Origin of the sequence: Gaetbulibacter sp. NE, from assembly GCF_025548475.1 — a bacterium.
GTDB lineage: Bacteria > Bacteroidota > Bacteroidia > Flavobacteriales > Flavobacteriaceae > Gaetbulibacter_B > Gaetbulibacter_B jejuensis.
Genome location: NZ_JAOQHY010000008.1, coordinates 39,469 through 62,338, shown reverse-complemented (window position 1 = coordinate 62,338; position 22,870 = coordinate 39,469). Strand labels below are relative to the sequence as shown.

24 protein-coding genes are annotated in these 22,870 nt (G+C 33.8%); 13 read left to right on the top strand and 11 right to left on the bottom strand.

Annotated elements, in window-relative coordinates:
• Positions 1–26 precede the first annotated feature (26 nt).
• Together OD803_RS10495 and OD803_RS10490 are read right to left on the bottom strand one after the other, a co-directional pair.
• Positions 27–1,961, bottom strand: a complete 1,935-nt coding sequence (locus tag OD803_RS10495; protein ID WP_262733367.1) for a DUF3857 domain-containing protein — start codon at positions 1,959–1,961, stop codon at positions 27–29.
• Positions 1,961–3,844 carry a DUF3857 domain-containing protein gene (locus tag OD803_RS10490; protein WP_262733366.1) on the bottom strand — a complete coding sequence of 628 codons (1,884 nt, stop codon included), beginning with the start codon at positions 3,842–3,844 and terminating at the stop codon, positions 1,961–1,963. The genes OD803_RS10495 and OD803_RS10490 overlap by 1 nt, the downstream gene beginning before the upstream one ends.
• Before the next feature lie 102 nt (positions 3,845–3,946).
• On the opposite strand from OD803_RS10490, the gene OD803_RS10485 reads away from it, so the two are divergent.
• The gene (locus tag OD803_RS10485) at positions 3,947–5,005 is read left to right on the top strand and encodes an AMP-binding protein (RefSeq protein ID WP_262733365.1); all 1,059 of its coding nucleotides are present in this window, start codon (positions 3,947–3,949) and stop codon (positions 5,003–5,005) included.
• On the opposite strand, the gene OD803_RS10480 is transcribed toward OD803_RS10485, so the two are convergent.
• Together OD803_RS10480 and OD803_RS10475 are read right to left on the bottom strand one after the other, a co-directional pair.
• Positions 5,002–5,550 (bottom strand): hypothetical protein, encoded by a 549-nt coding sequence (locus OD803_RS10480; RefSeq protein WP_262733364.1) that lies wholly within the window; start codon positions 5,548–5,550, stop codon positions 5,002–5,004. The genes OD803_RS10485 and OD803_RS10480 overlap by 4 nt on opposite strands.
• A gap of 21 nt (positions 5,551–5,571) precedes the next feature.
• A complete protein-coding gene (locus OD803_RS10475; RefSeq protein WP_262733363.1) occupies positions 5,572–7,215 on the bottom strand; it encodes an acyl-CoA carboxylase subunit beta in 1,644 nt (547 codons plus the stop codon).
• A gap of 255 nt (positions 7,216–7,470) precedes the next feature.
• Between OD803_RS10475 and OD803_RS10470 the strand changes: the two genes are divergently transcribed.
• From OD803_RS10470 to OD803_RS10435, 8 genes are all read left to right on the top strand, one after another.
• Complete coding sequence (locus OD803_RS10470; RefSeq protein WP_262733362.1) at positions 7,471–8,004, top strand: NADPH-dependent FMN reductase; 534 nt, start codon at positions 7,471–7,473, stop codon at positions 8,002–8,004.
• 2 nt (positions 8,005–8,006) lie between these two features.
• Positions 8,007–8,291 carry a GNAT family N-acetyltransferase gene (locus OD803_RS10465; protein ID WP_262733361.1) on the top strand — a complete coding sequence of 95 codons (285 nt, stop codon included), beginning with the start codon at positions 8,007–8,009 and terminating at the stop codon, positions 8,289–8,291.
• A gap of 5 nt (positions 8,292–8,296) precedes the next feature.
• Positions 8,297–8,734 (top strand): MarR family winged helix-turn-helix transcriptional regulator, encoded by a 438-nt coding sequence (locus OD803_RS10460; protein ID WP_262733360.1) that lies wholly within the window; start codon positions 8,297–8,299, stop codon positions 8,732–8,734.
• A gap of 27 nt (positions 8,735–8,761) precedes the next feature.
• On the top strand, positions 8,762–9,487 hold the full coding sequence (locus OD803_RS10455; RefSeq protein ID WP_262733359.1) for a pirin family protein: 726 nt from the start codon (positions 8,762–8,764) through the stop codon (positions 9,485–9,487).
• Positions 9,488–9,722: 235 nt separating this feature from the next.
• Positions 9,723–11,186: a copper-containing nitrite reductase gene (gene nirK / locus OD803_RS10450; RefSeq protein WP_262733358.1), complete on the top strand. Its 1,464-nt coding sequence runs from the start codon at positions 9,723–9,725 to the stop codon at positions 11,184–11,186.
• A gap of 96 nt (positions 11,187–11,282) precedes the next feature.
• On the top strand, positions 11,283–11,987 hold the full coding sequence (locus OD803_RS10445; RefSeq protein WP_332006935.1) for a formylglycine-generating enzyme family protein: 705 nt from the start codon (positions 11,283–11,285) through the stop codon (positions 11,985–11,987).
• A 10-nt stretch (positions 11,988–11,997) separates the two neighbouring features.
• A complete protein-coding gene (locus tag OD803_RS10440; protein WP_262733356.1) occupies positions 11,998–12,708 on the top strand; it encodes an SCO family protein in 711 nt (236 codons plus the stop codon).
• 24 nt (positions 12,709–12,732) lie between these two features.
• Positions 12,733–13,986: an alginate export family protein gene (locus tag OD803_RS10435; RefSeq protein WP_262733355.1), complete on the top strand. Its 1,254-nt coding sequence runs from the start codon at positions 12,733–12,735 to the stop codon at positions 13,984–13,986.
• Here OD803_RS10435 and OD803_RS14655 read toward each other — a convergent pair whose 3' ends face one another.
• From OD803_RS14655 to OD803_RS10415, 5 genes are all read right to left on the bottom strand, one after another.
• Positions 13,987–14,214, bottom strand: coding sequence for a hemerythrin domain-containing protein (locus OD803_RS14655; RefSeq protein WP_332006934.1), 228 nt, complete (start codon positions 14,212–14,214; stop codon positions 13,987–13,989).
• Positions 14,215–14,217: 3 nt separating this feature from the next.
• Positions 14,218–14,451 carry a hypothetical protein gene (locus tag OD803_RS14650; protein ID WP_332006933.1) on the bottom strand — a complete coding sequence of 78 codons (234 nt, stop codon included), beginning with the start codon at positions 14,449–14,451 and terminating at the stop codon, positions 14,218–14,220.
• Positions 14,444–15,634 (bottom strand): hypothetical protein, encoded by a 1,191-nt coding sequence (locus OD803_RS10425; RefSeq protein WP_262733354.1) that lies wholly within the window; start codon positions 15,632–15,634, stop codon positions 14,444–14,446. The genes OD803_RS14650 and OD803_RS10425 overlap by 8 nt, the downstream gene beginning before the upstream one ends.
• 133 nt (positions 15,635–15,767) lie before the next feature.
• Entirely contained in the window at positions 15,768–16,505 is a 738-nt protein-coding gene (gene ric / locus OD803_RS10420; RefSeq protein WP_262733353.1) for an iron-sulfur cluster repair di-iron protein, read from the bottom strand.
• Positions 16,506–16,564: 59 nt separating this feature from the next.
• Positions 16,565–16,999, bottom strand: coding sequence for an RrF2 family transcriptional regulator (locus tag OD803_RS10415; RefSeq protein ID WP_129760210.1), 435 nt, complete (start codon positions 16,997–16,999; stop codon positions 16,565–16,567).
• A gap of 145 nt (positions 17,000–17,144) precedes the next feature.
• On the opposite strand from OD803_RS10415, the gene OD803_RS10410 reads away from it, so the two are divergent.
• Complete coding sequence (locus tag OD803_RS10410; protein WP_103052245.1) at positions 17,145–17,327, top strand: CAL67264 family membrane protein; 183 nt, start codon at positions 17,145–17,147, stop codon at positions 17,325–17,327.
• A gap of 2 nt (positions 17,328–17,329) precedes the next feature.
• Positions 17,330–19,021 (top strand): energy-dependent translational throttle protein EttA, encoded by a 1,692-nt coding sequence (ettA, locus tag OD803_RS10405; RefSeq protein ID WP_262733352.1) that lies wholly within the window; start codon positions 17,330–17,332, stop codon positions 19,019–19,021.
• A 50-nt stretch (positions 19,022–19,071) separates the two neighbouring features.
• On the opposite strand, the gene OD803_RS10400 is transcribed toward ettA, so the two are convergent.
• The gene (locus tag OD803_RS10400) at positions 19,072–19,293 is read right to left on the bottom strand and encodes a hypothetical protein (RefSeq protein WP_129760208.1); all 222 of its coding nucleotides are present in this window, start codon (positions 19,291–19,293) and stop codon (positions 19,072–19,074) included.
• Between the two features lie 100 nt (positions 19,294–19,393).
• Positions 19,394–20,203: an MBL fold metallo-hydrolase gene (locus OD803_RS10395; RefSeq protein WP_262733351.1), complete on the bottom strand. Its 810-nt coding sequence runs from the start codon at positions 20,201–20,203 to the stop codon at positions 19,394–19,396.
• A 169-nt stretch (positions 20,204–20,372) separates the two neighbouring features.
• On the opposite strand from OD803_RS10395, the gene OD803_RS10390 reads away from it, so the two are divergent.
• Both OD803_RS10390 and OD803_RS10385 read left to right on the top strand, forming a co-directional pair.
• Entirely contained in the window at positions 20,373–21,710 is a 1,338-nt protein-coding gene (locus OD803_RS10390) for a coiled-coil domain-containing protein (RefSeq protein WP_129760206.1), read from the top strand.
• Between the two features lie 83 nt (positions 21,711–21,793).
• Positions 21,794–22,852, top strand: coding sequence for a hypothetical protein (locus OD803_RS10385; RefSeq protein ID WP_262733350.1), 1,059 nt, complete (start codon positions 21,794–21,796; stop codon positions 22,850–22,852).
• The last annotated feature ends 18 nt before the right edge of the window (positions 22,853–22,870 follow it).

Here is a 22,870-nt window from a genome sequence, read left to right as displayed (position 1 = left end):
CTTTTTTGTTATCTTGTTTTTGCTTTCTATTCTATTGGTTTAAATAGAATAGCTGCTTTGTTAAAATCTGATGCAGCATTAATTACATTTCTGAATTCTTCGTAACGGTCTAAATCATATTCTAACGTCTTATAAAACTCTTGAATGGTAATTACTAATGTATTGCCATCTAACTTATAACCAGATTCAAACTTACATATTTTGTTGCCTTTGCTGTCTTTGTAGCTTTCGTCAATGTTTAAACTGCTTAAACCTTCAACGGTATAACCTTCAGGAATATTAACTGTAATTGTGTAGTTGTATTCATTAGGATAGGTCATTTCAATTGGATTAACTCTTTCGGTTTCCTGATACAGTTCGCTTTGTGTACCAATAATTAATCCAGCTTGAAAAATATAACTGTCACCAGCATCTTCAATTAAGGATTCTGAAGACACCTTAGATTCAACTATAAAAGGTAGGTTATATTCTGTTTGGTTAATTTCCCCATTTTTAGTTTCAAAGCTTAAGCTTTCTTTGTCTTCAATACCAGAAGCTGTAAGATAGTCTTTAAATTCTTTTACTCCTTGTTCTGACGATAAGTTAAGAACAGCTCTGTTAGTAACAGACCAATGTCCTGTGAACTCTTGGTGCATGTCGATAATAGTGCTTTCAAAATCTTCGGTAAACGTAATGTCTGTAATACGATTCACTTGACTATAATCAGGATCTGCCTGAGAGATTTTAGAGAAATAGTGGCTAAAATCACTTTTAATAAACAATCCGTAGTTGCCTAAAATATTGAAAGGTGCTTCACCAACTCTGTATTCAATTCTGTCAGGAGCGATGTATTTTTTCTCAGTAGGTAAGTAGATTAAGAAATCTCTAAGCATATTAGGAATAAAGAAGTCTGGATCAAACTTATACTGAAATCTATTAGCAGTAATAACAACTTCGTATTCAATATCTAAAGCTTTTAAAAAGTTTGCATATACTTTTATGATACCAAAGTCACTTGCTGAACGGTTTTTAAGAATATAGTCTAAATCAGACAGCTCGTCATTGTTGTTTTTGATAACATTAAAGTTACTTTTAATAAAATTATCTACTCTAGATGCTTTTTCAAATACCGAAAGATCAGTTTTTCCTTCGATTATGGTAGCTAAATCTGCATCAATTTTACTGGTTGCAGTTTCAGGGAAAAATCTTCCGCCAACATTATTGGAAACGTTAGTCCAAAACATGTCTTGGGTAATGTCTTGACCTTGCGGAAAACATTGATATACTACTGTAATTTTATTGGCATCTGGTGTAGCATATTCTTCTTCAACCATTGCAGGAATGTTTTTTAAAGTCAACGATTTGGCATTGTCACCATCAATTGTAACGTCTTTAAATGTAGAGTCAGTTCTATATGCTTTAACATTGGAATTGAGTTTTCCTGTGATAAAAATAAACTGTGCTTCGTTGATTTTGTAGTTACTCTGCATAGTTTCTGAACCATACATGTCAAACTCTTTTTCAACTGTGTAAAGCACTTCTATTTCTGAACCTTTTTCAACACCTTCAATAGCAAAAATCTTGAAGTCTCCATATTCGTCAACATTTTTAACCTCTTTAATATTGTCTTGGTTAAGCACAGTAACTTTTCCTTTGGCGTTAATGGTTCTTGCTTTTATGTCTACAACCTTTTTTACTTCGTACATTGGGATGTAAACTGTGTTGTGTCTTGCAATACCTTTATCATCGTTTACTCGTGTAATGGTATGTTCGGTCTCATAGCGTTTGGGCTCAGGAGACATCATACTAGACGCGTATTCAACAATATGCTTTTTTAAAATACCTATTGAGGATTCTTTTTCATCTTCAGCCGATAGTTTATGAAGTTTAGGCTTTTCGGTCCAATCGTAGGTTCTAAAATGTTGGGAAAAACTACTACTTGTACTTACAAATAGTAATACAATCAATGCTTTTTTTATCATTATATCTTTTCTATTATTATACTTTTTTTGTAGGCTTTTATAAGGCTTTTGATAAAGCTGTTCCAAGTTTCAAAATCTTTGTTTTGAATGCTTAGTGTTTTTACATAAATAGATTTGTTTTGAGTAATGGTATCTCCATCTACAGTGTAAGAAATGCTGTAACCATACTCAGGATTATCAAACGTAAGGTCTTTAGGAACATAGTTTACTTTGTAGCCTTCAGGAACTTTAAACGTTGTGGTGAAGTTTTTTATAAACTCGTGGTCAATTTTCTTACTGTATTTTCGGTCTTCTAAATCAATACTGCTGTTTGATAACGATCTGTCTATGTTTAGGTTAATATACGTTTTATTGCCAATAGTTTTAGCATAACTATCAATACTAAGGTCGTAACCTAATTGTAATGGAGTACTTTTGTTATCAAAATTCTCTAGAGTAATGTTGGAGTAGTTGGTCTTGTTGTTTCCAAGAGATAACGTAGTATTTAGGAATTCCTCTTCGGTTTTATCATCTTTTTTATAGGTGTAATCTGAAATGAAATTCACTTTTTCATAACCTTTAAGCGCTCTTTTTTCAGAGACTTTTACAATACCATCTTCTAATGAAAAATGACTTGTAATGGTAGATGTATTTTTATCTGCACTTTGAACAGGTACTTTTATAACCTTGAAATTATCAGCATCAATACCTAAAAGCGCTTCTTTGGTTTGTGTAAACTCACTAGGCATTCCAAAAGGCACATAACTATCAGTCGCATCTAAAAATATAGTGTCGTTTTCTACCATAGCAGTTGTAATCATGTGGTTGTCTACCATTGGAGTAGGTACTTCAAAATAAGAATAGTGTCTGTCTCTAGTTCCAATCCAAGTTCTGTAAGATTCAATACCTACATGATTAAGCATTTCGTAGAGCAAGTTTGCCATGTCTTTACAATCGCCATAACGCTTGTCGCAAACACTTGCAGCACCACGAGGAATAAATCCTCCAAGACCATCTTCAAAAGCAACATAAGTAATATTGTCTTGTACCCAATTAAAAATGGTTTCGGCTTTTTCTCTATCAGTAGTAAGGTCTTTTGTGATGTCTTCAGCAATAGCATATACTTTTTGTAAAGAAGACGTATCTATTTGATCAACCAAAGAGCTGTACCATTTGTATAAATCATTTACATCGTTTAATACATTGTGGACTTTACCGTCTTCTTCATAGTTTTTGATGTAAACGATAATGTGTGGTAAATAATATAAAATAGCTTCACTGTCTTCTTCACCTTGGTAGCCTTTAATATTATCTACTGTCCAAGTGTAGGTGTAACCATTTTTGGTGTCTTCTTTTTTGAAATCTAAGTTTATGTTTTCGGTATTAAAATCGATGTATCCAATATTTACATTTTTAGGAAACTCAATAGAGAGTTGCGCACTTTTAGTAGGCACATAAGTTCCAAATCTGAATAGTCCTAAAAAATGAGGGTCTTTAATAATTTCTTTATAGTTTAAATTAGTAATTGCACCTTTAGTAACAGCAGGAAAAATAAAGTTTTTAGACTCTTGGTCGCTGTAAAACACACCATTGTCAAAAGCACGTTTGGTTTCAATGTAATCTACCTTTACTTTTTTATCTTGACTAGGAATGTAGGTGTAGGCATCAATATCTTCAATAGAAGTAAAGCTGTCAAAGTGCATAGATTCGTTAGCAAAATAAAGTTTGTTAGAAGTTAAAAATTCAGCTTGTTCTGATATGTTTTTGGCAATATCAAACTTGTGATTTTTTAAACCAATTTTTATGTGTTCGTGACGTTTTAAATAAATATAATCCTCGTTCGAAAAATCTTGAGCAAATAGAAAAAGAGGACATAACAATAGGATTAACAGGGACTTCTTCATAATTCGTGCTTTATTGTCAAATATATATTTTTTTAATTTTAAATTTTTAGTACAATTCGTTAAAAATACTATAATTTTAACACATCTAATATCATACCAAAAATGATTCCTACTTTTGACAAGATACATTTAAAATTTAAGCTTAATAACACTAGTTATAACCATGAGGAGCTTAAAGAAGTCTCGTATAGTTTAATAAAAGAAGGTGAAGCTTATGAAAAAATTATAGGCAATTTTCTTTTAGATTGGTTAGACGAAAAGGATTTTTTGTATGTGAAAACCTCAGGTTCTACAGGTAACCCAAAGCTTATAAAAGTAAGCAAGCAAGCTATGGTGAATTCTGCAATAGCAACAGGGAATAGGTTTAAGCTATCTCCAGGAGATACAGCATTACATTGTTTGCCTACAAACTTTATTGCAGGTAAGATGATGCTAGTGAGAGCAATGATTTTAGGTTTAGAACTAGATATTGTTGAACCAAGTACACTACCAGCTTATGACGATGAAAAGCCATATAAATTTTGTGCTATGGTACCAATGCAAGTACAAAAATCATTGAAAAGATTACAAAATATAAATACATTAATTGTTGGAGGAGCTGCAGTTTCAAAATCATTATTAAAAGATATTGAGCCATTAAAAACAAAAGTATTTGCTACTTATGGTATGGCAGAAACCTTAAGCCATATTGCTATAAGACCATTAAATAATTACAAAGGAGAAGCGCATTTTAAACTATTAAAAGACGTTAAAATATCACAAGACGATAGAGACTGTTTAGTGGTTGAAGCGCCAAAGCTTACAGACAAAACTATTGTAACCAACGATATTGTAAAATTATATTCTAAAACAGAATTTGAGGTTATAGGTCGTTATGATAATATGATTAACTCAGGTGGTGTTAAATTATTTCCTGAGCAAATTGAAGCAAAGCTAGATGGAAAAATAAGCCAGCGTTTTTTTGTGGCTTCTCAACCAGATGACACTTTGGGAGAACGTGTGGTATTGGTTTTAGAAGGACAATCAACTGAATTAGATACAGCTATTTTTTCTGATTTAGAAAAATACGAAGTGCCAAAACAAATACTTTCTGTAGAACAATTTGCAGAGACATCATCGAAAAAAATCCAGAGGGCTAAAACGCTAAGTAAATTAAACTAATTTGTTTCTAGTTTTTTTAATTCATTTGTAAATGCATTTGAAGCATCAATACTAAAATGACTTGTTTTAAATAGGTATACACCCATGCTGTTGATGGTTAACATAAAATCACAGGTTTCATAACCTCTGTCAAAAAGTGATGAAATAATTTTTTTTTCATCATGTAAGCTGTAAAAAGAGTTGTAGCCTGAATCATAATGAGCTATTAATAAATCGGAATTCATTTTTGTTTTCAATTTATTTAATAAGTCTTTGTTACTATCACTACTTATATTTTGATAATTATCGTACCAACATTTATTCTTGGACTTTAAATATGATATGGTTAAATATTTTAAACTATCTAAATCTTTATTGAAAGTTTCTTTTAAATATTTTTTTAAATCAACAATTTCTTGCTTTTTTAGTTCTCCAACTTCTATTGATGACGCACTTGTTTTTATATCTGAAAGGGTGTAGTCTTTCGTATTCTTTTCAGTATTGTTTTTAGTAGATTTACAGGAAAAGGCAAATAAAACGAATAAAATCAAAAATAAATTTTTCATAAGAAAGCAAAGTACATTAAATTAAACCTGCAACACACCCAAATTAAAAGGTTTTTCAATAGGAGCGTGGTTAGCGGCTTCAATACCCATACTAATCCAGGTTCTGGTGTCTAAAGGATCAATAACCGCATCGGTCCATAATCTGGCAGCAGCATAGTAAGGCGATACTTGGTTGTCGTAACGCGCTTTTATTTTGTTGTAAAGTTCGTCTTCTTTCTCTTTGGTGAATTTTTCACCTTGTTTTTCTAAAGAGGCTTTTTCTATTTGTAATAATACTTTAGCAGCACTTTTACCACTCATTACAGCCAGTTCAGCACTAGGCCATGCAAAAATAAGTCTTGGGTCGTAAGCCTTACCACACATAGCATAATTACCAGCACCATAACTATTACCGACTACAACGGTAAATTTTGGCACAACGCTGTTACTCACAGCGTTTACCATTTTAGCGCCATCTTTTATGATTCCAGAATGTTCACTCTTACTACCTACCATAAAACCAGTAACATCCTGTAAAAATACTAACGGAATCTTCTTCTGGTTACAATTGGCAATAAAGCGCGTGGCTTTATCGGCAGAATCATTGTAAATCACACCACCAAACTGCATTTCGGCAGGTTTGGTTTTAGATCCAGTAGTTTTTACAATATGACGCTGATTTGCAACAATACCAACAGCCCAACCATCAATTCTGGCATAACAGGTAATAATGGTTTGTCCGTAACCCGCTTTGTATTCTTCAAACTCACTATTATCTACAAGACGTTTTATAATCTCGTACATATCGTATTGATCGGCACGACTTTTTGGTAAAATGCCATAAATATCTTGAGGATTCTCTTTAGGTTTTTTAGCCGCAGTTCGATTAAAACCAGCCTTGTCAAAATCACCTATTTTGTCAACAATATTTTTTATTTTATCCAATGCATCTTTATCATCTTTAGCCTTGTAGTCCGTAACACCGCTAATTTCGCTATGTGTTGTTGCACCACCAAGTGTTTCGTTGTCAATACTTTCTCCAATAGCCGCTTTTACCAAATAACTACCAGCAAGAAAGATACTTCCAGTTTTATCCACAATAAGCGCTTCGTCACTCATAATAGGTAAGTAAGCACCACCAGCAACACAGCTACCCATTACAGCAGCAATTTGTGTAATGCCCATACTACTCATTACAGCATTGTTTCTAAAAATACGACCAAAATGCTCCTTATCAGGGAAAATCTCGTCTTGCATTGGCAAATACACACCAGCCGAATCCACAAGGTAAATAATTGGCAATTTGTTTTCAATCGCAAGCTCTTGTGCGCGCAAATTCTTTTTTCCAGTTATAGGAAACCACGCACCAGCTTTTACAGTCGCGTCATTAGCCACTACAATACATTGTTTCCCTTTTATGTAACCAATTTTCACTACAACACCACCAGACGGACAACCACCATGTTCTTTATACATGTCGTCACCTGCAAAAGCGCCAATTTCAATACTTTTGGCTTTATCATCAAGCAAATAATCAATACGTTCTCTAGCAGTCATTTTTCCTTTAGCGTGATGTTTTTCAATACGCTTTTCGCCACCGCCAAGTTTTACTTTTGCAAGTCGTTTCTTAAGTTCAGAAACTAATAATTTATTATGATCTTCGTTTTTGTTGAAGTTTAAATCCATCAGATGTTATATAGTTAATTAGGGCGTTCCCACGCATAAGCGTGGTCGGGTTTTTCGCTATATCTCCCTAAAAATAGGGAGGATGCCGCTGCAACCCCTAACGCAAGTTGTTAATGCAGGCTAAAAATACAAAACTTAACCTTGCTACGAAAACGTTGTAATGTAAAAGCTATGTTAAAAATATTACCATGTAAATAGTTTCCTTGGAAAATAAATTATTTTGTCATATATTTGCCATGGAAAATATAATTATATATGAAACAAATAATTGCATTTGCTGGTAGTAACAGTAAACAATCAATAAATAAACAATTAGTAAATTATACAGTAGGATTGTTGGATGGTGTAAATCCTGAAGTATTGGACTTAAACGATTTTGATGTGCCTATTTTTGGTGTAGACTTAGAATCTAGTATGAATGGACAACCAGATAATGCTCATAAGTTATTAAATAAAATAAAAAATGCAGATGGATTGGTTATATCACTTGCTGAACACAATGGAGCTTACACATCGGTTTTCAAAAATCTTTTCGATTGGATGTCACGAATAGAAGGTAAGACGTTTTTTGGAAAACCCATGCTTTTAATGGCTACATCAACAGGTGCTAGAGGAGGACAGTCAGTATTAACAATTGCTCAAGATAGATTTCCTCGTCATAATGCAGACATAAAGGGAGTGTTTTCATTACCCAAGTTTAAAGACAATTTTTCTGAAGGGAAAATAATAAATAAGGAACTTAACGATCAGCTTTTAACAGAAATTAAAAAATTTAAAGAAGCATTATAATTATGACTATTCAACAAGAAGACAATCTTAAAAAAGGAAAGTTCTATATAATCGAGAATAATAAACAAATAGCAGAAATGACCTATACTTATGCTGGTCCATCAAAGATAATAATTGACCATACAGAGGTTGACGAAAGCTTAAAGGGTCAAGGTGTTGGTTACAAACTAGTAGAAGAAGCTGTAGCATTTGCAAGAGAAAAAGCGTTAAAAATTTTACCACTTTGTCCGTTTGCAGCAGCAGTTTTTAAAAAGAAAGCGGATGATTATAATGATGTAAAAGCCTAACAACTATGGGAGATATTTCAAAAGACGTTAATTCTTCGTTTAAGGATAACCGCACAAAAGCGCTGATTAATATTTTGTACACAGCCAATTTGATTACCGGAAAACAAAATACATTTTTTGCAAAGTTCGGGTTATCACCACAACAATACAATATTTTACGCATTTTGCGTGGAGCTGATAAACCATTGACGATGCAAGATGTAAAATCAAGAATGATAGACAGAGCGCCAAATGCCACGCGATTGGCAGACAAACTTTGTGCAAAACAACTCATTGAGCGCATTCCATCTGAAACCGATAGGCGCGTGGTACAAGTTGCCATTACCAACGAAGGATTAAAACTTTTAGAAGATATATCAGATAATTTTAATGACGATTGGTTAAAAAATATCACAGAAAAAGAAGCGTCACAATTAAGTGATTTATTAGATAAATTAAGATAAAAGGGGAAACCCAGAAAGGATAATAAAATGAAAACAATAGTTCACAAAGCAGGTACAAGAGGATTTGCAAATCACGGATGGTTACAAGCCAATCATTCGTTTAGCTTTGCAGGTTGGTTTAATCCAGAGCGCGTTCATTTTGGAGCGTTACGCGTATTAAATGATGATGTTATTGCACCAAAAATGGGTTTTGGAACACATCCGCACGATAATATGGAAATTATCACCATTCCTTTAAGTGGAGAGCTTAAACATCGCGATTCTATGCATAACGAATGGCAATCTGTATTACCAGGAGAAGTGCAAGTAATGAGTGCCGGAACTGGAGTGCAACATTCTGAAATTAATGGTTCGGTAGATTCGCATTTAAGTTTGTTTCAAATATGGGTAATACCTAACAAGCAAGGTGTTTCACCACGTTATGATCAAAAAACATTTAGTGATTCTGAAAGGAAAAATAAACTACAAACCTTGGTAACATCTATTGATGATAATCATGAAGGAAGTTTAAAAATTCATCAAGATGCTAAACTATCTCGCATTGATTTAAATCAAGGTGAAACGTTTACCTATAACCTAAAAAGTAGTAACCATGGTGTTTACGTAATGACTATTTATGGAGACATTATAATAGGTAATCAAAACCTTGAAACAAGAGACGCTATAGGTGTTTCAGAAACTGAAAGCTTTTCAATAGAAACAAAACAAGATTCTGAATTGTTGTTTATTGAAGTTCCTATGATGACTCTATAGGCGTTTAAACAGGAGGAAACTATCTCGAAGCAAGCACACAAGGTATTAAAAAGAACAAACGTTTAATTTCGAGGCAAGCATTGGAGCATTTAATCTCGATTATCGAGTAAACTAAAGCATCACAAACGTGATGCTTTTTTTCATTTTATGACATTAATCATATTTTTAATCTTATTCGTGTACTAAATTTGTTTTATTAATCAAGACAAAATTATCCTAATTTAAAATCACTATTATGAGAACACTAAAAAACACTAAAATTAAAGGTATCAACATACTATTTTTTGTGGTTGTATCATTGTTTATGGTTTCTTGTTTCAACAACGAGAAAACCGTTTATGAAGAAGCACAAGACATTCCTGTTAGCCGTGAAATGACAGCAGAGTTAACTGCACCACCAAACGTACCAACACCTGTTGGAAGACGAAAGGCCAAAAAGCTTATTGTTGAAATGGAAATCCTTGAAGAAGAAGGCGAACTTACCGATGGTGTACGCTATGTATATTGGACTTTTGGTGGAACAGTTCCTGGAAGCTTCATTAGAACTCGGGTAGGTGATGAGGTTGAGTTTAGACTACAAAACCACCCAGATAATAAGCTGCCTCACAACATCGATTTACACGCTGTAACTGGTCCAGGTGGTGGTGCAGAATCTTCGTTTGTAGCACCAGGTCACGAAAAAGTGTTTTCTTTTAAAACACTCAACCCTGGTTTGTATGTGTACCACTGTGCAACGGCTCCTGTAGGAATGCACATTGCCAATGGTATGTATGGATTAATTTTGGTAGAACCTGAAGGTGGTTTACCACTTGTAGATAAGGAATATTATATTATGCAAGGCGATTTTTATACCAAAGGAAAAAATGGTGAACGTGGTTTGCAACCTTTTGATATGCAAAAGGCCGTTGATGAACACGCCGATTATGTTGTCTTTAATGGTAGTGTAAATGCTCTAACAGGCGATAATGCTATTACTGCTAATGTGGGTGAAACTATTAGACTGTTTGTAGGAAACGGTGGGCCTAATTTAGTGTCTTCATTTCACGTAATTGGAGAAATATTTGATAAGGTTCACGTAGAAGGTGGTGATATGGTAAATGAAAATGTTCAGACCACAATAATCCCTGCAGGAGGAGCAGCTATTGTAGAATTTCGTGTAGATGTTCCTGGAACATTTATTTTAGTTGACCATTCCATTTTTAGAGCTTTTAATAAAGGGGCTTTGGGTATGTTGAAAGTACAAGGAGAAGAACATGAAAAAATCTATTCTGGAGAACAATATGAAGGAATCTATTTACCAGAAGGTCCAGGAATTCAAGAAATGCCAACAACCAATGAAATTGTAGAGTCTGAAATTCCTGCACAAAACTTTGAGGAGCAAATGAAATTTGGCAAACAAATTTATATGCAAACTTGTTTTGCATGCCATCAAGCTGAAGGGCAAGGTGTTCCTAATGCATTTCCACCATTGGCAAAATCAGATTATTTAAACGCAGATGTAAATCGTGCCATTGGTGCAGTTGTAAACGGATTAACAGGCGAAATTACCGTAAATGGGAAAAAATACAATAGTGTAATGACCAGACAAATGTTATCTTCTGAAGAAATAGCCAATGTTTTGACCTACGTGTATAACAGTTGGGATAATAACGGAACAGTGGTTACTAAACAAATGGTGGATAAAGTAAAAGGAAAGTAATTAATAGTAATAGTTAGTGTTATGTTTGACCATACCTTCAAAATATTGTGTGTGTTTTTAGTGTTTCAAACCATTTGTTTTTCACAAACTGAAGGTATGGCAAATATAAAGGGTAGTCGCTATATCCCTTTATATGGTAGAGATTCAACTGTTGTTGAAGTTCAAGATTTTAAACTTGATAAATACCCTGTTAGCAATCAGCAGTTTTTAGAGTTTCTAAAGAAAAACCCTAAATGGCAAAAACACAATATACTTAAGCTCTATGCTGATGGAAACTATTTGAGACAATTTAAAAGTGATACAATTCTAAACGATATAGTAAACCCTCAAAGCCCTGTAACCTATGTGTCTTGGTTTGCAGCCAAAGCTTACTGCGAGTGTCAAGGCAAACGATTACCAACTATTGATGAATGGGAATATGTAGCAATGGCAGATGAAGACGTACCAGATGCCAGAAGAAAGCCTTCATATAACCAACAAATCCTCTCTTGGTACGAAACACCTAGAACTGATGAAAAAACTATAGGTAATTCGCCTAAAAATTATTGGGGTATTTACGATATGCATGGTTTGGTTTGGGAATGGACACTCGATTTTAACTCGGTATTGATTTCTGGAGAATCCAGAAAAGATGTTGACAAAGATAGTAATCTGTTTTGTGGGAGCGCAGCCATTGGTGCTACCGATTTAATGAATTATGCTGCTTTTATGCGATATGCTTTTAGAGGTAGTATAAAGGCAAGTTTTAGTATTAAAAACCTTGGATTTAGATGTGCAAAAGACATTGAAGTAAATCCTTAAAAACAACATTATGAAACCATTTATCTATATAATATGTATTGCCTTAACGTTGGTATCTTGTAAAAACACCTCTTCAAAAGCTGCAAAAGATGATGTGGCTTACCATTGTCCTATGCGTTGTGAAGGTGATAAAATATATACCGAAAAAGGAAATTGCCCTGTTTGTAAAATGGATTTGGTTGTAGAAGAAAACCATGTAAAAACTATTTCAGATGATAAGTTTTCAGAGATGTCTATCTACAACTTACCCTCAACTTGGACCACCCAAAATGGAGAAGATATTCAACTTAAAGACTTGAAAGGTGATGTTTTGGTCATGGTAATGATTTATACTAGTTGTAAAGCAGCATGCCCACGTTTGGTAGCCGATATGCGAAACATAGAAGAACGCCTACCAGAACATTCCAAAGAAAATGTAAAAATGATTTTTGTAAGTATTGATCCCGAAGTTGATACACCAGAACGTTTAAAAACCTTTGCAAAAGAAAACTTGATGGATAATGACCCTTGGCTGTTTTTACGTTCTACAGAAGAAAACACGCGCGAATTTGCTGCGGTTTTAGCGGTAAGCTATAAAGAAATATCACCAATCGATTTTTCACATTCAAACATTATTAGCGTATTTAACCATAAAGGAGAGTTAGTGTTTCAGCAAGAAGGTTTGGGTGTGAATTCCGATAATACCATTAAACATATTAACGAAGCTGTTGACGCTATGTAACAGTTTAACAATATCTAACATCTTATGAAAAATATAATTTGCACAATGTTCTTCGGAATGTTGACATACACCTTTTTTGCCCAAGAATTAGAAGTAGGTATCGAATTTAGACCACGATACGAGTTTAGAAACGGCTTTGGTACATTGCTGGATGATACACAAGACCCAACGTCTTTTGTGTCCCAACGTAGCAGATTAAATCTGAATTTTAATTACGAAAACCTAACTATTGTATTAAGACCGCAAGACATTAGAGTCTGGGGAGATGTTGCAACAAACCAAAGTAATGCCCATGATGGTTTAGCTCTTTTTGAAGGTTATGCCCAATATAGATTGGATAATATTTGGAAGTTTAAAGTGGGAAGACAAACGTTGTCGTATGATAATCAACGTATTTTAGGAGAAGTCAATTGGGCACAACAAGGTAGAAGTCACGATGCCTTTTTGGTTTCGGTAACACCCAACAAAAAACATCGACTGGATGTTGGCGCATCGGTGAGTTCAAATGCTGAAACTGTTGAGCGTACAGCGTATTCGGTAAACAATTACAAGAATATGCAATTGTTGTGGTATCAATATGGCTTTAAGACATCAACATTGAGTGTTTTGTTTTTAAATACAGGTTATGAGTTTGAAACTACTAATCAAGACCTGAAAACCCAATATGCACAAACATTTGGTATGTTTTACAGCTTGAAAACCAATAAATGGATAGGCGAGTTTTCTGTTTACGGACAAACAGGAACACGAAATGACACTACTGTTTCTGCTTGGTATGGTGGAGCTTCGTTGGGATATTTGGCAACAGAACATTGGCTCTTTGGTTTTGGAGGCGAATATTTGTCAGGAACAGCCATGGATGATACTTCGGGAACTAATAAATCGTTTACTCCGTTGTTTGGAACCAATCATAAGTTTAATGGTTTAATGGATTATTTCTATGTAGGAAATCATGCCAATTCTGTTGGTTTGATTGATGCTTTTGCACAAATAAAATATAGAAATGACAAATTGATTTTAACTCTGTCAGCACATATCTTCTCATCTGCCGAAAGTGTATTGGATGGTTCAGAAATCATGGACAGCTATTTGGGTGCAGAAATCGATTTTGTAGCAACTTACAGACTGCATAAATTCATAACAGCAAATTTGGGTTATTCGCAAATGTTTGGAAGTGATACCATGGAAGTGCTAAAAGGTGGTAATGCCAATAGAATTCAAAACTGGGCTTGGGCTATGGTAACCGTAAAACCAGAGGTGTTTAGTTTTAAGAAGTAATTACTTCCAGAACTCATCTGTCAGGTTGTCCCTAAATTTTTCATGAGATTGATGTAATTTTTCTATGTGTTGAAATTGAGTTTCGGTAGCGACCTTTTGTATTTCCGGAAACAGTACACGCTCTTCAAAGCGAATGTGCAGCTGTAACTCTTCTTCAATCAAGCTTAAAGCTTTAATCGGATTCACTTCATCAGTGAAAAGCCATTTTAGCCTTTCATGATCAGACAAAGCTCATTTTACCAAGTCATTTTCATTTCCTAATAAGGGGAAAATGTGTTTTTCTTCCATGTCAAAATGAGGAATTAAATGCGTGCTGTAAAACCAATCAGTATAGGTTTTCATACGGTTTATGTCAATATTTTTTTTAAAACCTTCTCGTAATTTCCAAGAAAGCAATAATCCATGATGATGCTCTCTACTTAATGGTTGAAGTGCTGTATGGCGTTTTAAGGGTTTGTTAGACATGTTGTTTTTGTTTTGAATATGTAAATAAGATTAAGGCAATTCCCAACGGAAGAAATATGCTACTTATAAAAAGTAAAAGGTAGTAGTGCGGTATTAATCCTTTTCCAAAATAGAAAAAACTACCTTGATACGTCAGTAAAAGTTCTGTTAAAACAAACCCTATAAAAAAGCTAAATATTCCTAGATTGAGATAGACTGACGGTTTTATGGTTTTTGAATAAAGTAGAAATGCGAATAGGAATCCACTAACTATTCCTAGCATCAATAAATGGATAAAACCGATAATAAAATTTTTGTGGTTTATGAGTACTTGTGAAAATTCAGGAATAACCGAAACACTTTGGAGTGCCATTTTCAAAATAAAACAGTTCAACGCAAAAATATAAAGCCATCTTACGGCTTTTTGTTGTTTAACAATAATGGTCTTAAAAGGAATTTTTATGATTTTTATAAAGTAAACTAAAGTTAAAAGCTGTAAAATGCTACCCAATGCATTGATGTAGTACAGCAACCAATGGGTTGCAAACCATTGAATAGGTAAAGCGAACGTAGTTATGGTTGCGACAATCAATAATCTTAAAAATAGTTTTGTGTTTTTTGACGGTTGTACTTGTAGCTGATGAAAAAGAATAGCAATAACAGCAAACAAAAACCAACCGTTAAACTGAAAATGTAAAAAATACTGAATGGCTATTTGATAAAATGCCGATGCTTTTCCTAGAAGCCCAACAGCAGGACCCAAACACCAAACACCAATGGTACTCAATACCATAAAAGCTAATGACCACTTTATGAGTCTTTCAATTAAAATATTTTTTGCTTTTAAATTTTTCCACATCTTAAAGGCAAACACATAGCTACATAAGATATGTAAAGTTGAAAATATTATGGAAACTGTTGCATAACCTTGAAAAGGAAAGCTAAAGAGCATGCCCAAAACAGCAAGTTGGGTAACCCAAAAAAGCTTGGTGTAAAAACGTTTGTTTTTAGGGATAAAGTAATGTACAAAAAGTGTAAAAATCATAAGATAAACCCAACCCAAGATAGCTACATGCGAATGTGTATGGGTCAAAAATTGGTAGTTGAAATCTAGATGTCCAACAAATGCGTAGCGCAAAACCAAACCTAATAATGCGGCAATTAAAAAATTGATAAGACAAGTTGCTACAAGTTTTTTTTGCATAAAATGTATTTTTATATTTTAAAAATACGTATAAAAAAGAAACACCTTTCCTTTATACTTCTCTCGTATATTCTTTTATTGGAAAGGTGTTTCAATCACAGCGTTATTTTATTTAAAAACAAATGTTATTGAATCATTTTTTTAAAAAAAGCTTTTCAAGATCGGTAGCTTTAGGGAATAAAATGTTGTTTTCAAGATGGATGTGAAGATGTAAATCTTGTTCAAACTCGTTGAGCATGGCAAAGGTAACACGATATGTGTTACATGCATCAGCAGGTGGATTATAGTTATTTGTTAGTTCAGCGATTTTTCTAAATCGTTTCCCTTCATTATCGTGTTCTTGCATCATCATGGCAATAGGGTTTTCAACGGTTCCAAAACCAGGTGCTTGAATTTCTTGACCAGAAATAGAGGCTTTCATCATCTTTTTTATAAAAGGGAAGAGGATAAGTTCTTCCTTTTTCATGTGGGCAGCCAGTTCGCCAGCAGAAGCCGAAAAGAGTTCGTTGATTTCGAATAATTCAGGATGGCGGTTTCCATGCACTTTACATAGCTTATCTAGAAATTGTTTTAATACTGGTATAGTTTCTTCTACATAACGATGGTGTTTTTTTTCAATATACTCTGCAAGTAAATCTAATGGCCAAGATTTATAATCAATATTTTCATTGGTTTTCGAATTCATAATGACATTCAAATTATTCAATAATTCGTCTGCATTAATATCATTTTTTTCGCAGACCTCATGAATGGTTCTGTGGCCTTTACAGCAGAAATCAATACCGTATTTTGAAAACACTGCAGCAGTTCTGTAATCATCAGCCACAAAACTTCCTATTTGTTTGTTTGTTTGTTGTTCTAGAATCTCCATATCATATTTATTTATTCGGATAAATTTATCCTGTTTTGTTTTAATTTTTTTTTTTTATTTTAAATTTTTAAAAAAACAGCACCAGCATTCACATTCATTGCCAAGGATTTTAAATTAGTTGTCTCTAGAAGGATTCTTAAATTATTTCTAACAACCTTAAAGTCATTATGAATAGGACAAGGATGTTGTTCGCTACATTCTTTTAAACCAATACCACAACCTTTATATATACTGTCTCCATCAATGGCATTAACAATATCAGCCAATTGAATATTTTCAAGTTTTTGCTTGTCTATTTCAAAGCCACCATTAATACCTCTTATAGAGTTTACAATATTCTCTCTCGCAAGAGTTTGAAGAATTTTTGCAGTAAAGGCTTCTGGTGAATCAATATGTTTTGAAATGCCTTTTAAGCTAACACGCTTACCTTCATTGGAATTTGATGCAATGTAAATTGCTGCTTTAATACCATATTCACAAGCTTTTGAAAACATATAGATAATTTATCTTTTACAAATTTACGAATATTTTTTTAATTAGGATGTTTTTGTCTTAATTAAAATGTCTTTAACCTATTATATGTTATTTCTTAAATAATGCCGATATTTGTATTTGCTAACTAAAAATAAAGATTAAGAAATGGCAATGAATAAAAATACAGTGTTGGCTTGGGCCACATGGATTATGATTTTTGTAGGATTAGGTTTAATAGGACTAGGAGCTTTTCGCTATGACGATGTTGCAGGTTGGGGATTTGCTGCTGTTGGTTTTGGCTTTTTCTGTATTGCTTGGGTGTTTAATGCATTAAAAGGAAGAGTATAATTATGAGCGACGATAAAAAAGTAATTTTTTCAATGTCTGGTGTAACCAAGACATTTCAATCGGCTAATACGCCAGTACTTAAAAACATTTATTTAAGCTTCTTTTACGGAGCTAAAATTGGTATTTTAGGTCTTAACGGTTCGGGTAAATCTACATTATTAAAGATTATTGCAGGTGTAGATAAAAACTATCAAGGCGATGTGGTTTTTTCACCAGGATATTCTGTTGGTTATCTAGAACAAGAACCACAACTAGATGATGAAAAAACAGTGATGGAAGTAGTGCGAGAAGGCGCTGCTGAAACTGTAGCTATTCTAGATGAATACAACAAAATAAACGATATGTTTGGTTTGGAAGAAGTGTATAGCAATCCTGAAAAAATGGAAAAGCTTATGAACCGTCAAGCCGAATTACAAGATCAAATAGATGCTTCCAATGCTTGGGAATTAGACACCAAATTAGAAATTGCCATGGATGCATTACGTACTCCAGATGGTGATAAAAAAATCGGTGTACTTTCTGGTGGTGAGCGTCGTCGTGTAGCTTTATGTCGTTTATTACTACAAGAACCAGACGTATTACTTCTTGATGAGCCTACCAACCACCTTGATGCTGAATCGGTACATTGGTTAGAGCATCATTTAGCGCAGTATAAAGGAACCGTTATCGCTGTAACGCACGATAGATATTTCTTGGATAACGTTGCAGGTTGGATTTTAGAGCTGGATAGAGGAGAAGGTATTCCTTGGAAAGGGAATTACTCTTCATGGTTAGACCAAAAGTCTAAACGTATGGCTCAAGAAGGAAAAGCAGCTTCAAAACGTCAAAAAACATTAGAACGTGAGTTAGAATGGGTGCGTCAAGGTGCAAAAGGACGTCAAACCAAGCAAAAAGCGCGTTTAAAGAACTACGATAAATTAATGAGTCAAGACCAAAAGCAACTTGACGAAAAGCTTGAAATTTACATACCAAATGGTCCGCGTTTAGGAACCAATGTTATTGAAGCAAAAGGTGTAAGTAAAGGTTATGGCGATAAGTTATTGTATGAAGATTTAAACTTCAATCTACCTCAAGCTGGAATTGTTGGTGTTATTGGACCAAATGGTGCAGGTAAAACCACAATTTTCAGAATGATAATGGGCGAAGAAACACCAGACAAAGGTGAGTTTATAGTAGGTGATACTTCAAAAATTGCTTATGTAGACCAAAGTCATTCTAATATAGATCCAGAAAAAACGATTTGGCAAAACTTTAGTGATGAGCAAGAATTGGTGATGATGGGAGGAAAGCAAGTCAATTCTCGTGCATATTTAAGTCGTTTTAACTTCTCTGGAAGCGAACAAAACAAAAAAGTAAAATTACTATCTGGAGGAGAACGTAACCGCTTGCATTTAGCTATGACACTAAAAGAAGAAGGAAACGTACTACTTTTAGATGAGCCTACAAACGACCTTGATGTAAACACGTTACGTGCGCTAGAAGAAGGTTTAGAAAACTTTGCAGGTTGTGCTGTGGTTATTTCTCACGACCGTTGGTTTTTAGATCGTATTTGTACGCACATATTAGCTTTTGAAGGCGATAGCCAAGTCTATTTCTTTGAAGGTAGTTTTAGTGATTACGAAGAGAACAAGAAAAAACGTTTAGGTGGTGACTTAATGCCGAAACGAATTAAGTATAAAAAATTAGTTAGATAGATAAAAAAAAGCCTGCACAATGCAGGCTTTTTTATTTAAGTGATTTTAATTTATTCATACAAATGGCCATTTGTAAAATCTTTATAGCTCTCCTCAACGTCATTTTTTAAAGATTCCATTTCAATAAGCTTCTTATTTTCAGCCTTTAACTTTCTCATTTTTATTACTGCAACCACAATAAAAAACATAAATACTGCTGCTGTAATAATGAGTATAACCGTAAGCTGAGTAGTGCTTACAAGTAACTTTGGAATTGAATATAAAGCATTCATAATTAGGTTGATAGTTGGGGTTAATCAAGTCAAATATACAATTTTAATTAAAACCGTAACTATTTCATTATAAATTTGTTAATAAAAAATGGAGTAATCACTATTTGTACCAATCTAATTGAACGACTTCAATAGCATCATTTTTATCATTCACAATGGTTTTAAATTTTTCCACATCGCTAAGTCCACCTTGGCCTCTGTAATGGTATGGATATACTTGCTTTGGTTTAAAATCTAGAACAGCACTTGCAGCACTTTCAACAGTCATGGTATATGGTAAGTTCATACATACAAAGGCCATATCTATATCTTTTAAGTTGCGCATTTCAGGAATGTCTTCAGTATCACCTGAAATATAAATTCGTTTTCCTCCCATGGTTAAAATGTAACCATTACCACGTCCTTTTTCATGGAATTTTAAAGCCTCTTCTCTTAAGTTGTACATTGGTACAGCTTCAATATTAATTTCAACACCATCAAAAGTGTAGTCTCTATTTTGCGAATTATTAAGAACCAGTGTACGATCTCGTAGAGGTTTTGGTAGCAATTCAGCTACTGCACCAGGAGCTATAATCTTAACAGCATTTCCTAATATTCCTGACAAGGTCTCTTCATTAAAATGATCACCATGAATGTCAGTAACTAAAATGATACTAGGTGATTTTTGTCCAGCAAATTGTTCTGCTCCTCCAACAGGATCAACATACACCACAACATTTTTATACTCCAAGACCATAGTAGCATGTTCGATAGGAGTAATTTTTATTTCAGAAGAAGTATCGGAAGTTGTTGTTTCAACATCAACATTGTTTTCAATAATTGTCTCAGTGGTTGCTGGTTCTTTTTTATCTGTTTTACAGCTTATAAAACACAATGCTAAAATAGCGGTAATAAAAATTGAATTTCTCATAATAGAAGTGTTTGAGTACTAAAGATAATGATTGCGTTACATTTTTTATAGCCTGTAACATTTTTAATTTTTTTACTACTGATATTTTAAGAGCATTAGTTTTGAAAATGATATTTTTTAACGAAATTGCTTATCCAAAAATTGTTCAACTATAAAAACACTACACAATATGTCTGATGATTTTGATTTATTAGAAACCAATTCCAATGAAAAACAGGAAAAAGTAGATGTTAATTGGGGAAAAGCCATTGACACTATGAAATCTAAATTGGCACAGGAAGATGATCCTGAAGTGCGTCAAAAAATACTTAATGCAACATTGGACGATGTAGTGCATATGGCAGAAAAAGATAGAACGTCATTACTAGATGCCATTAAAGATTTAACTGATTATCAAGACGAAGTTGGGATTATTTTTGAAGATTTCTCTAGCTTAAATGCTGATGAACAAAAAATCATTGATAATGCCATAAAACGTCTAGAACGCGCAAGAGTTGAACTAGAAGATGCCGAAGCTAAACCAGATACTTGGTGGAACAACCTTTGGGGAAGAAAAAGTAAAATCAAAAAAGCGCAAGACGAACTTACTGCTGCTCAAAAATCTCGTGACGAAGCAGATAACAAAGCCAAAGCGATGTTTCAGCAACGTATAGAATCGGCAGATGTACAAACTTTATTAAATGAGTTATCGTTTAAAAGTCAGGCAGCTGTAAAGCGTTTAAAAGATCGTGAAGTAGAAATTAAAGAAGTTGAAGACAAACTTCAAGACGCGATTGTTGAAGCTACAAAAAACCATACAAAAGCTTTAGAGAAGAAGAAAGAAGTAGAAGCAAAGCTTGAAGAAAACTATGCTTTACTAAAACAAGCACGTCAAGAGTTAGAAGAAATTGTAGATAAGCAATCTGCGGAGTATGCTGAAGCTGTTGGTAAAGTCACCACATTAGAGCAAAAAGTAGAAGAGCTTGAAGGACTTAAAAACGCTTATACAACACTTGCTGCAAGTAAAGACAGCTTTGTGCATAAGCATAACTTAACCATAAAGGTATTAACCTCTTTACGAAGTAATTTACAAACACATCGTGCAAAATTAAAGAGTGATACCGAAGAGCGTTTAAAATATTACGACGGTTACGTTGTGGCTTTAAAAGCACGAACTGACCAAGAATTTGCAGCTATTTTAGAGCATTTAGGTGTAAAAACTGACGAACATATTGGAGAAACTCTTGCATCAATGCATACAGCAAGTGCTAAAGCACGTCAAGAAATGATGGATAATATTCCTGTGCATGAAAAAGTAATGCAAGGTGTTTACAGCAGTTATGCTGAAGCGTTACAGGAAATTCGTACCAAAGATTCTGAAATTCAAAAGAATTTTGCTGAGCGTTATGGTATTGATATGAAAGAAATTTTTGAAGACTACTATAAGGCAGATGCTAATAAACCTTCAGGTGAAGGAGAGCCAACTGGCGACAAAAAGCCTGAAAATAATGACGACTTATTATCTTAAAAAGTAATTGGTATTCAGTTTGCAGTTAGCAGTATTTTTATAATTGACTGCAAACCGAATACTGTTCACTGCAAACTCAAAACATGATTGTAACTCCTTTAGATTCCGCTACACTAGACTCCAAAGCGCAATATGTATTCTATCATAAAATGGTAGACTTTGCCCTAAAGGAACTCATTGTAAGTGTTCAAAATCAAGGATTATGTAGTGCACAAGAAGTTGTTTATTTTAAGCAGTTTTGTGATTTGTTATTGTATTCAGTCGAAGCTATGCGTATTAAATATATGTACGACGATGAAGACAATATGAAAGTGGATTTAACCGATTCAGGTTTTCCTAACTATTTGGAGTTTAGGTATCTTTTTAATGATTTGTCCTTAAAAGAAGACTACATTTCTAAACTTAAAGATGTTAGTCAATTACAAGATGAGTTTTTGCATGAGTTACTTCATAAAAAACAACCCATAAAACGAGAAAAATTGTTTCAAGCGGCTTCAATAGTTTATTACACGTCAGTAGAGCAGAAATATATTTTTAATCGTTTTGTGCAAGGTCGCATTATGGAAACGCCTGAGAATGTTTCGCCTGAGTTTATGACCAGTTGGAGTTTTTATGATGTAGCACATAATAGGCCATTTATATGCTTCATGTACTTTGATTATAGTGGAGGACGAAATCCGTTAAAAGACAGAGATAAAATTTATGAAGTCTTAAAGACCACTGCAGACAGAGATATGGATTTAGACACTATGGCTTATGGAATAGACAGAAAACTGCCTGAAGTACATCCAAAACACATTAAGCGAATAGATTTAGGCCCTTTTCATAATGTATTTGCAAAAGATGAAAATGAAATCACACATGCCATTTTAGAAGGTATAGCTAAAAAAGAATTAAGTATAGAGTCGTATGCGCTGTCGCTGAGTATTGACGAAGTATTCTCAGGAAGTGAGTTTAAAGAAGGTAGCTTTTTTAATAAGCAAACCTTACAAAAGTGGAGCGAACCGATACATCAAAAATATGTGTTTGCGCCACATCGTATTATACAAATGCTGTATAACAAAACACCTGAAATTATGAATAAATTGGCGAAAGCGCCAATTCAAGTTTCTGAATTAAAAATTAAAAAAACAATGTCATAACGAGGAACAAAGTACGTG

Excerpts from the sequence above, each read along its gene's own strand:
- OD803_RS10495 (WP_262733367.1), bottom strand. The coding sequence starts at position 1,961 with ATGATAAAAAAAGCATTGATTGTATTACTATTTGTAAGTACAAGTAGT.
- OD803_RS10490 (WP_262733366.1), bottom strand. The coding sequence starts at position 3,844 with ATGAAGAAGTCCCTGTTAATCCTATTGTTATGTCCTCTTTTTCTATTT.
- OD803_RS10485 (WP_262733365.1), top strand. The coding sequence starts at position 3,947 with ATGATTCCTACTTTTGACAAGATACATTTAAAATTTAAGCTTAATAAC.
- OD803_RS10480 (WP_262733364.1), bottom strand. The coding sequence starts at position 5,550 with ATGAAAAATTTATTTTTGATTTTATTCGTTTTATTTGCCTTTTCCTGT.
- OD803_RS10475 (WP_262733363.1), bottom strand. The coding sequence starts at position 7,215 with ATGGATTTAAACTTCAACAAAAACGAAGATCATAATAAATTATTAGTT.
- OD803_RS10470 (WP_262733362.1), top strand. The coding sequence starts at position 7,471 with ATGAAACAAATAATTGCATTTGCTGGTAGTAACAGTAAACAATCAATA.
- OD803_RS10465 (WP_262733361.1), top strand. The coding sequence starts at position 8,007 with ATGACTATTCAACAAGAAGACAATCTTAAAAAAGGAAAGTTCTATATA.
- OD803_RS10460 (WP_262733360.1), top strand. The coding sequence starts at position 8,297 with ATGGGAGATATTTCAAAAGACGTTAATTCTTCGTTTAAGGATAACCGC.
- OD803_RS10455 (WP_262733359.1), top strand. The coding sequence starts at position 8,762 with ATGAAAACAATAGTTCACAAAGCAGGTACAAGAGGATTTGCAAATCAC.
- nirK (WP_262733358.1), top strand. The coding sequence starts at position 9,723 with ATGAGAACACTAAAAAACACTAAAATTAAAGGTATCAACATACTATTT.
- OD803_RS10445 (WP_332006935.1), top strand. The coding sequence starts at position 11,283 with ATGGCAAATATAAAGGGTAGTCGCTATATCCCTTTATATGGTAGAGAT.
- OD803_RS10440 (WP_262733356.1), top strand. The coding sequence starts at position 11,998 with ATGAAACCATTTATCTATATAATATGTATTGCCTTAACGTTGGTATCT.
- OD803_RS10435 (WP_262733355.1), top strand. The coding sequence starts at position 12,733 with ATGAAAAATATAATTTGCACAATGTTCTTCGGAATGTTGACATACACC.
- OD803_RS14650 (WP_332006933.1), bottom strand. The coding sequence starts at position 14,451 with ATGTCTAACAAACCCTTAAAACGCCATACAGCACTTCAACCATTAAGT.
- OD803_RS10425 (WP_262733354.1), bottom strand. The coding sequence starts at position 15,634 with ATGCAAAAAAAACTTGTAGCAACTTGTCTTATCAATTTTTTAATTGCC.
- ric (WP_262733353.1), bottom strand. The coding sequence starts at position 16,505 with ATGGAGATTCTAGAACAACAAACAAACAAACAAATAGGAAGTTTTGTG.
- OD803_RS10415 (WP_129760210.1), bottom strand. The coding sequence starts at position 16,999 with ATGTTTTCAAAAGCTTGTGAATATGGTATTAAAGCAGCAATTTACATT.
- OD803_RS10410 (WP_103052245.1), top strand. The coding sequence starts at position 17,145 with ATGGCAATGAATAAAAATACAGTGTTGGCTTGGGCCACATGGATTATG.
- ettA (WP_262733352.1), top strand. The coding sequence starts at position 17,330 with ATGAGCGACGATAAAAAAGTAATTTTTTCAATGTCTGGTGTAACCAAG.
- OD803_RS10400 (WP_129760208.1), bottom strand. The coding sequence starts at position 19,293 with ATGAATGCTTTATATTCAATTCCAAAGTTACTTGTAAGCACTACTCAG.
- OD803_RS10395 (WP_262733351.1), bottom strand. The coding sequence starts at position 20,203 with ATGAGAAATTCAATTTTTATTACCGCTATTTTAGCATTGTGTTTTATA.
- OD803_RS10390 (WP_129760206.1), top strand. The coding sequence starts at position 20,373 with ATGTCTGATGATTTTGATTTATTAGAAACCAATTCCAATGAAAAACAG.
- OD803_RS10385 (WP_262733350.1), top strand. The coding sequence starts at position 21,794 with ATGATTGTAACTCCTTTAGATTCCGCTACACTAGACTCCAAAGCGCAA.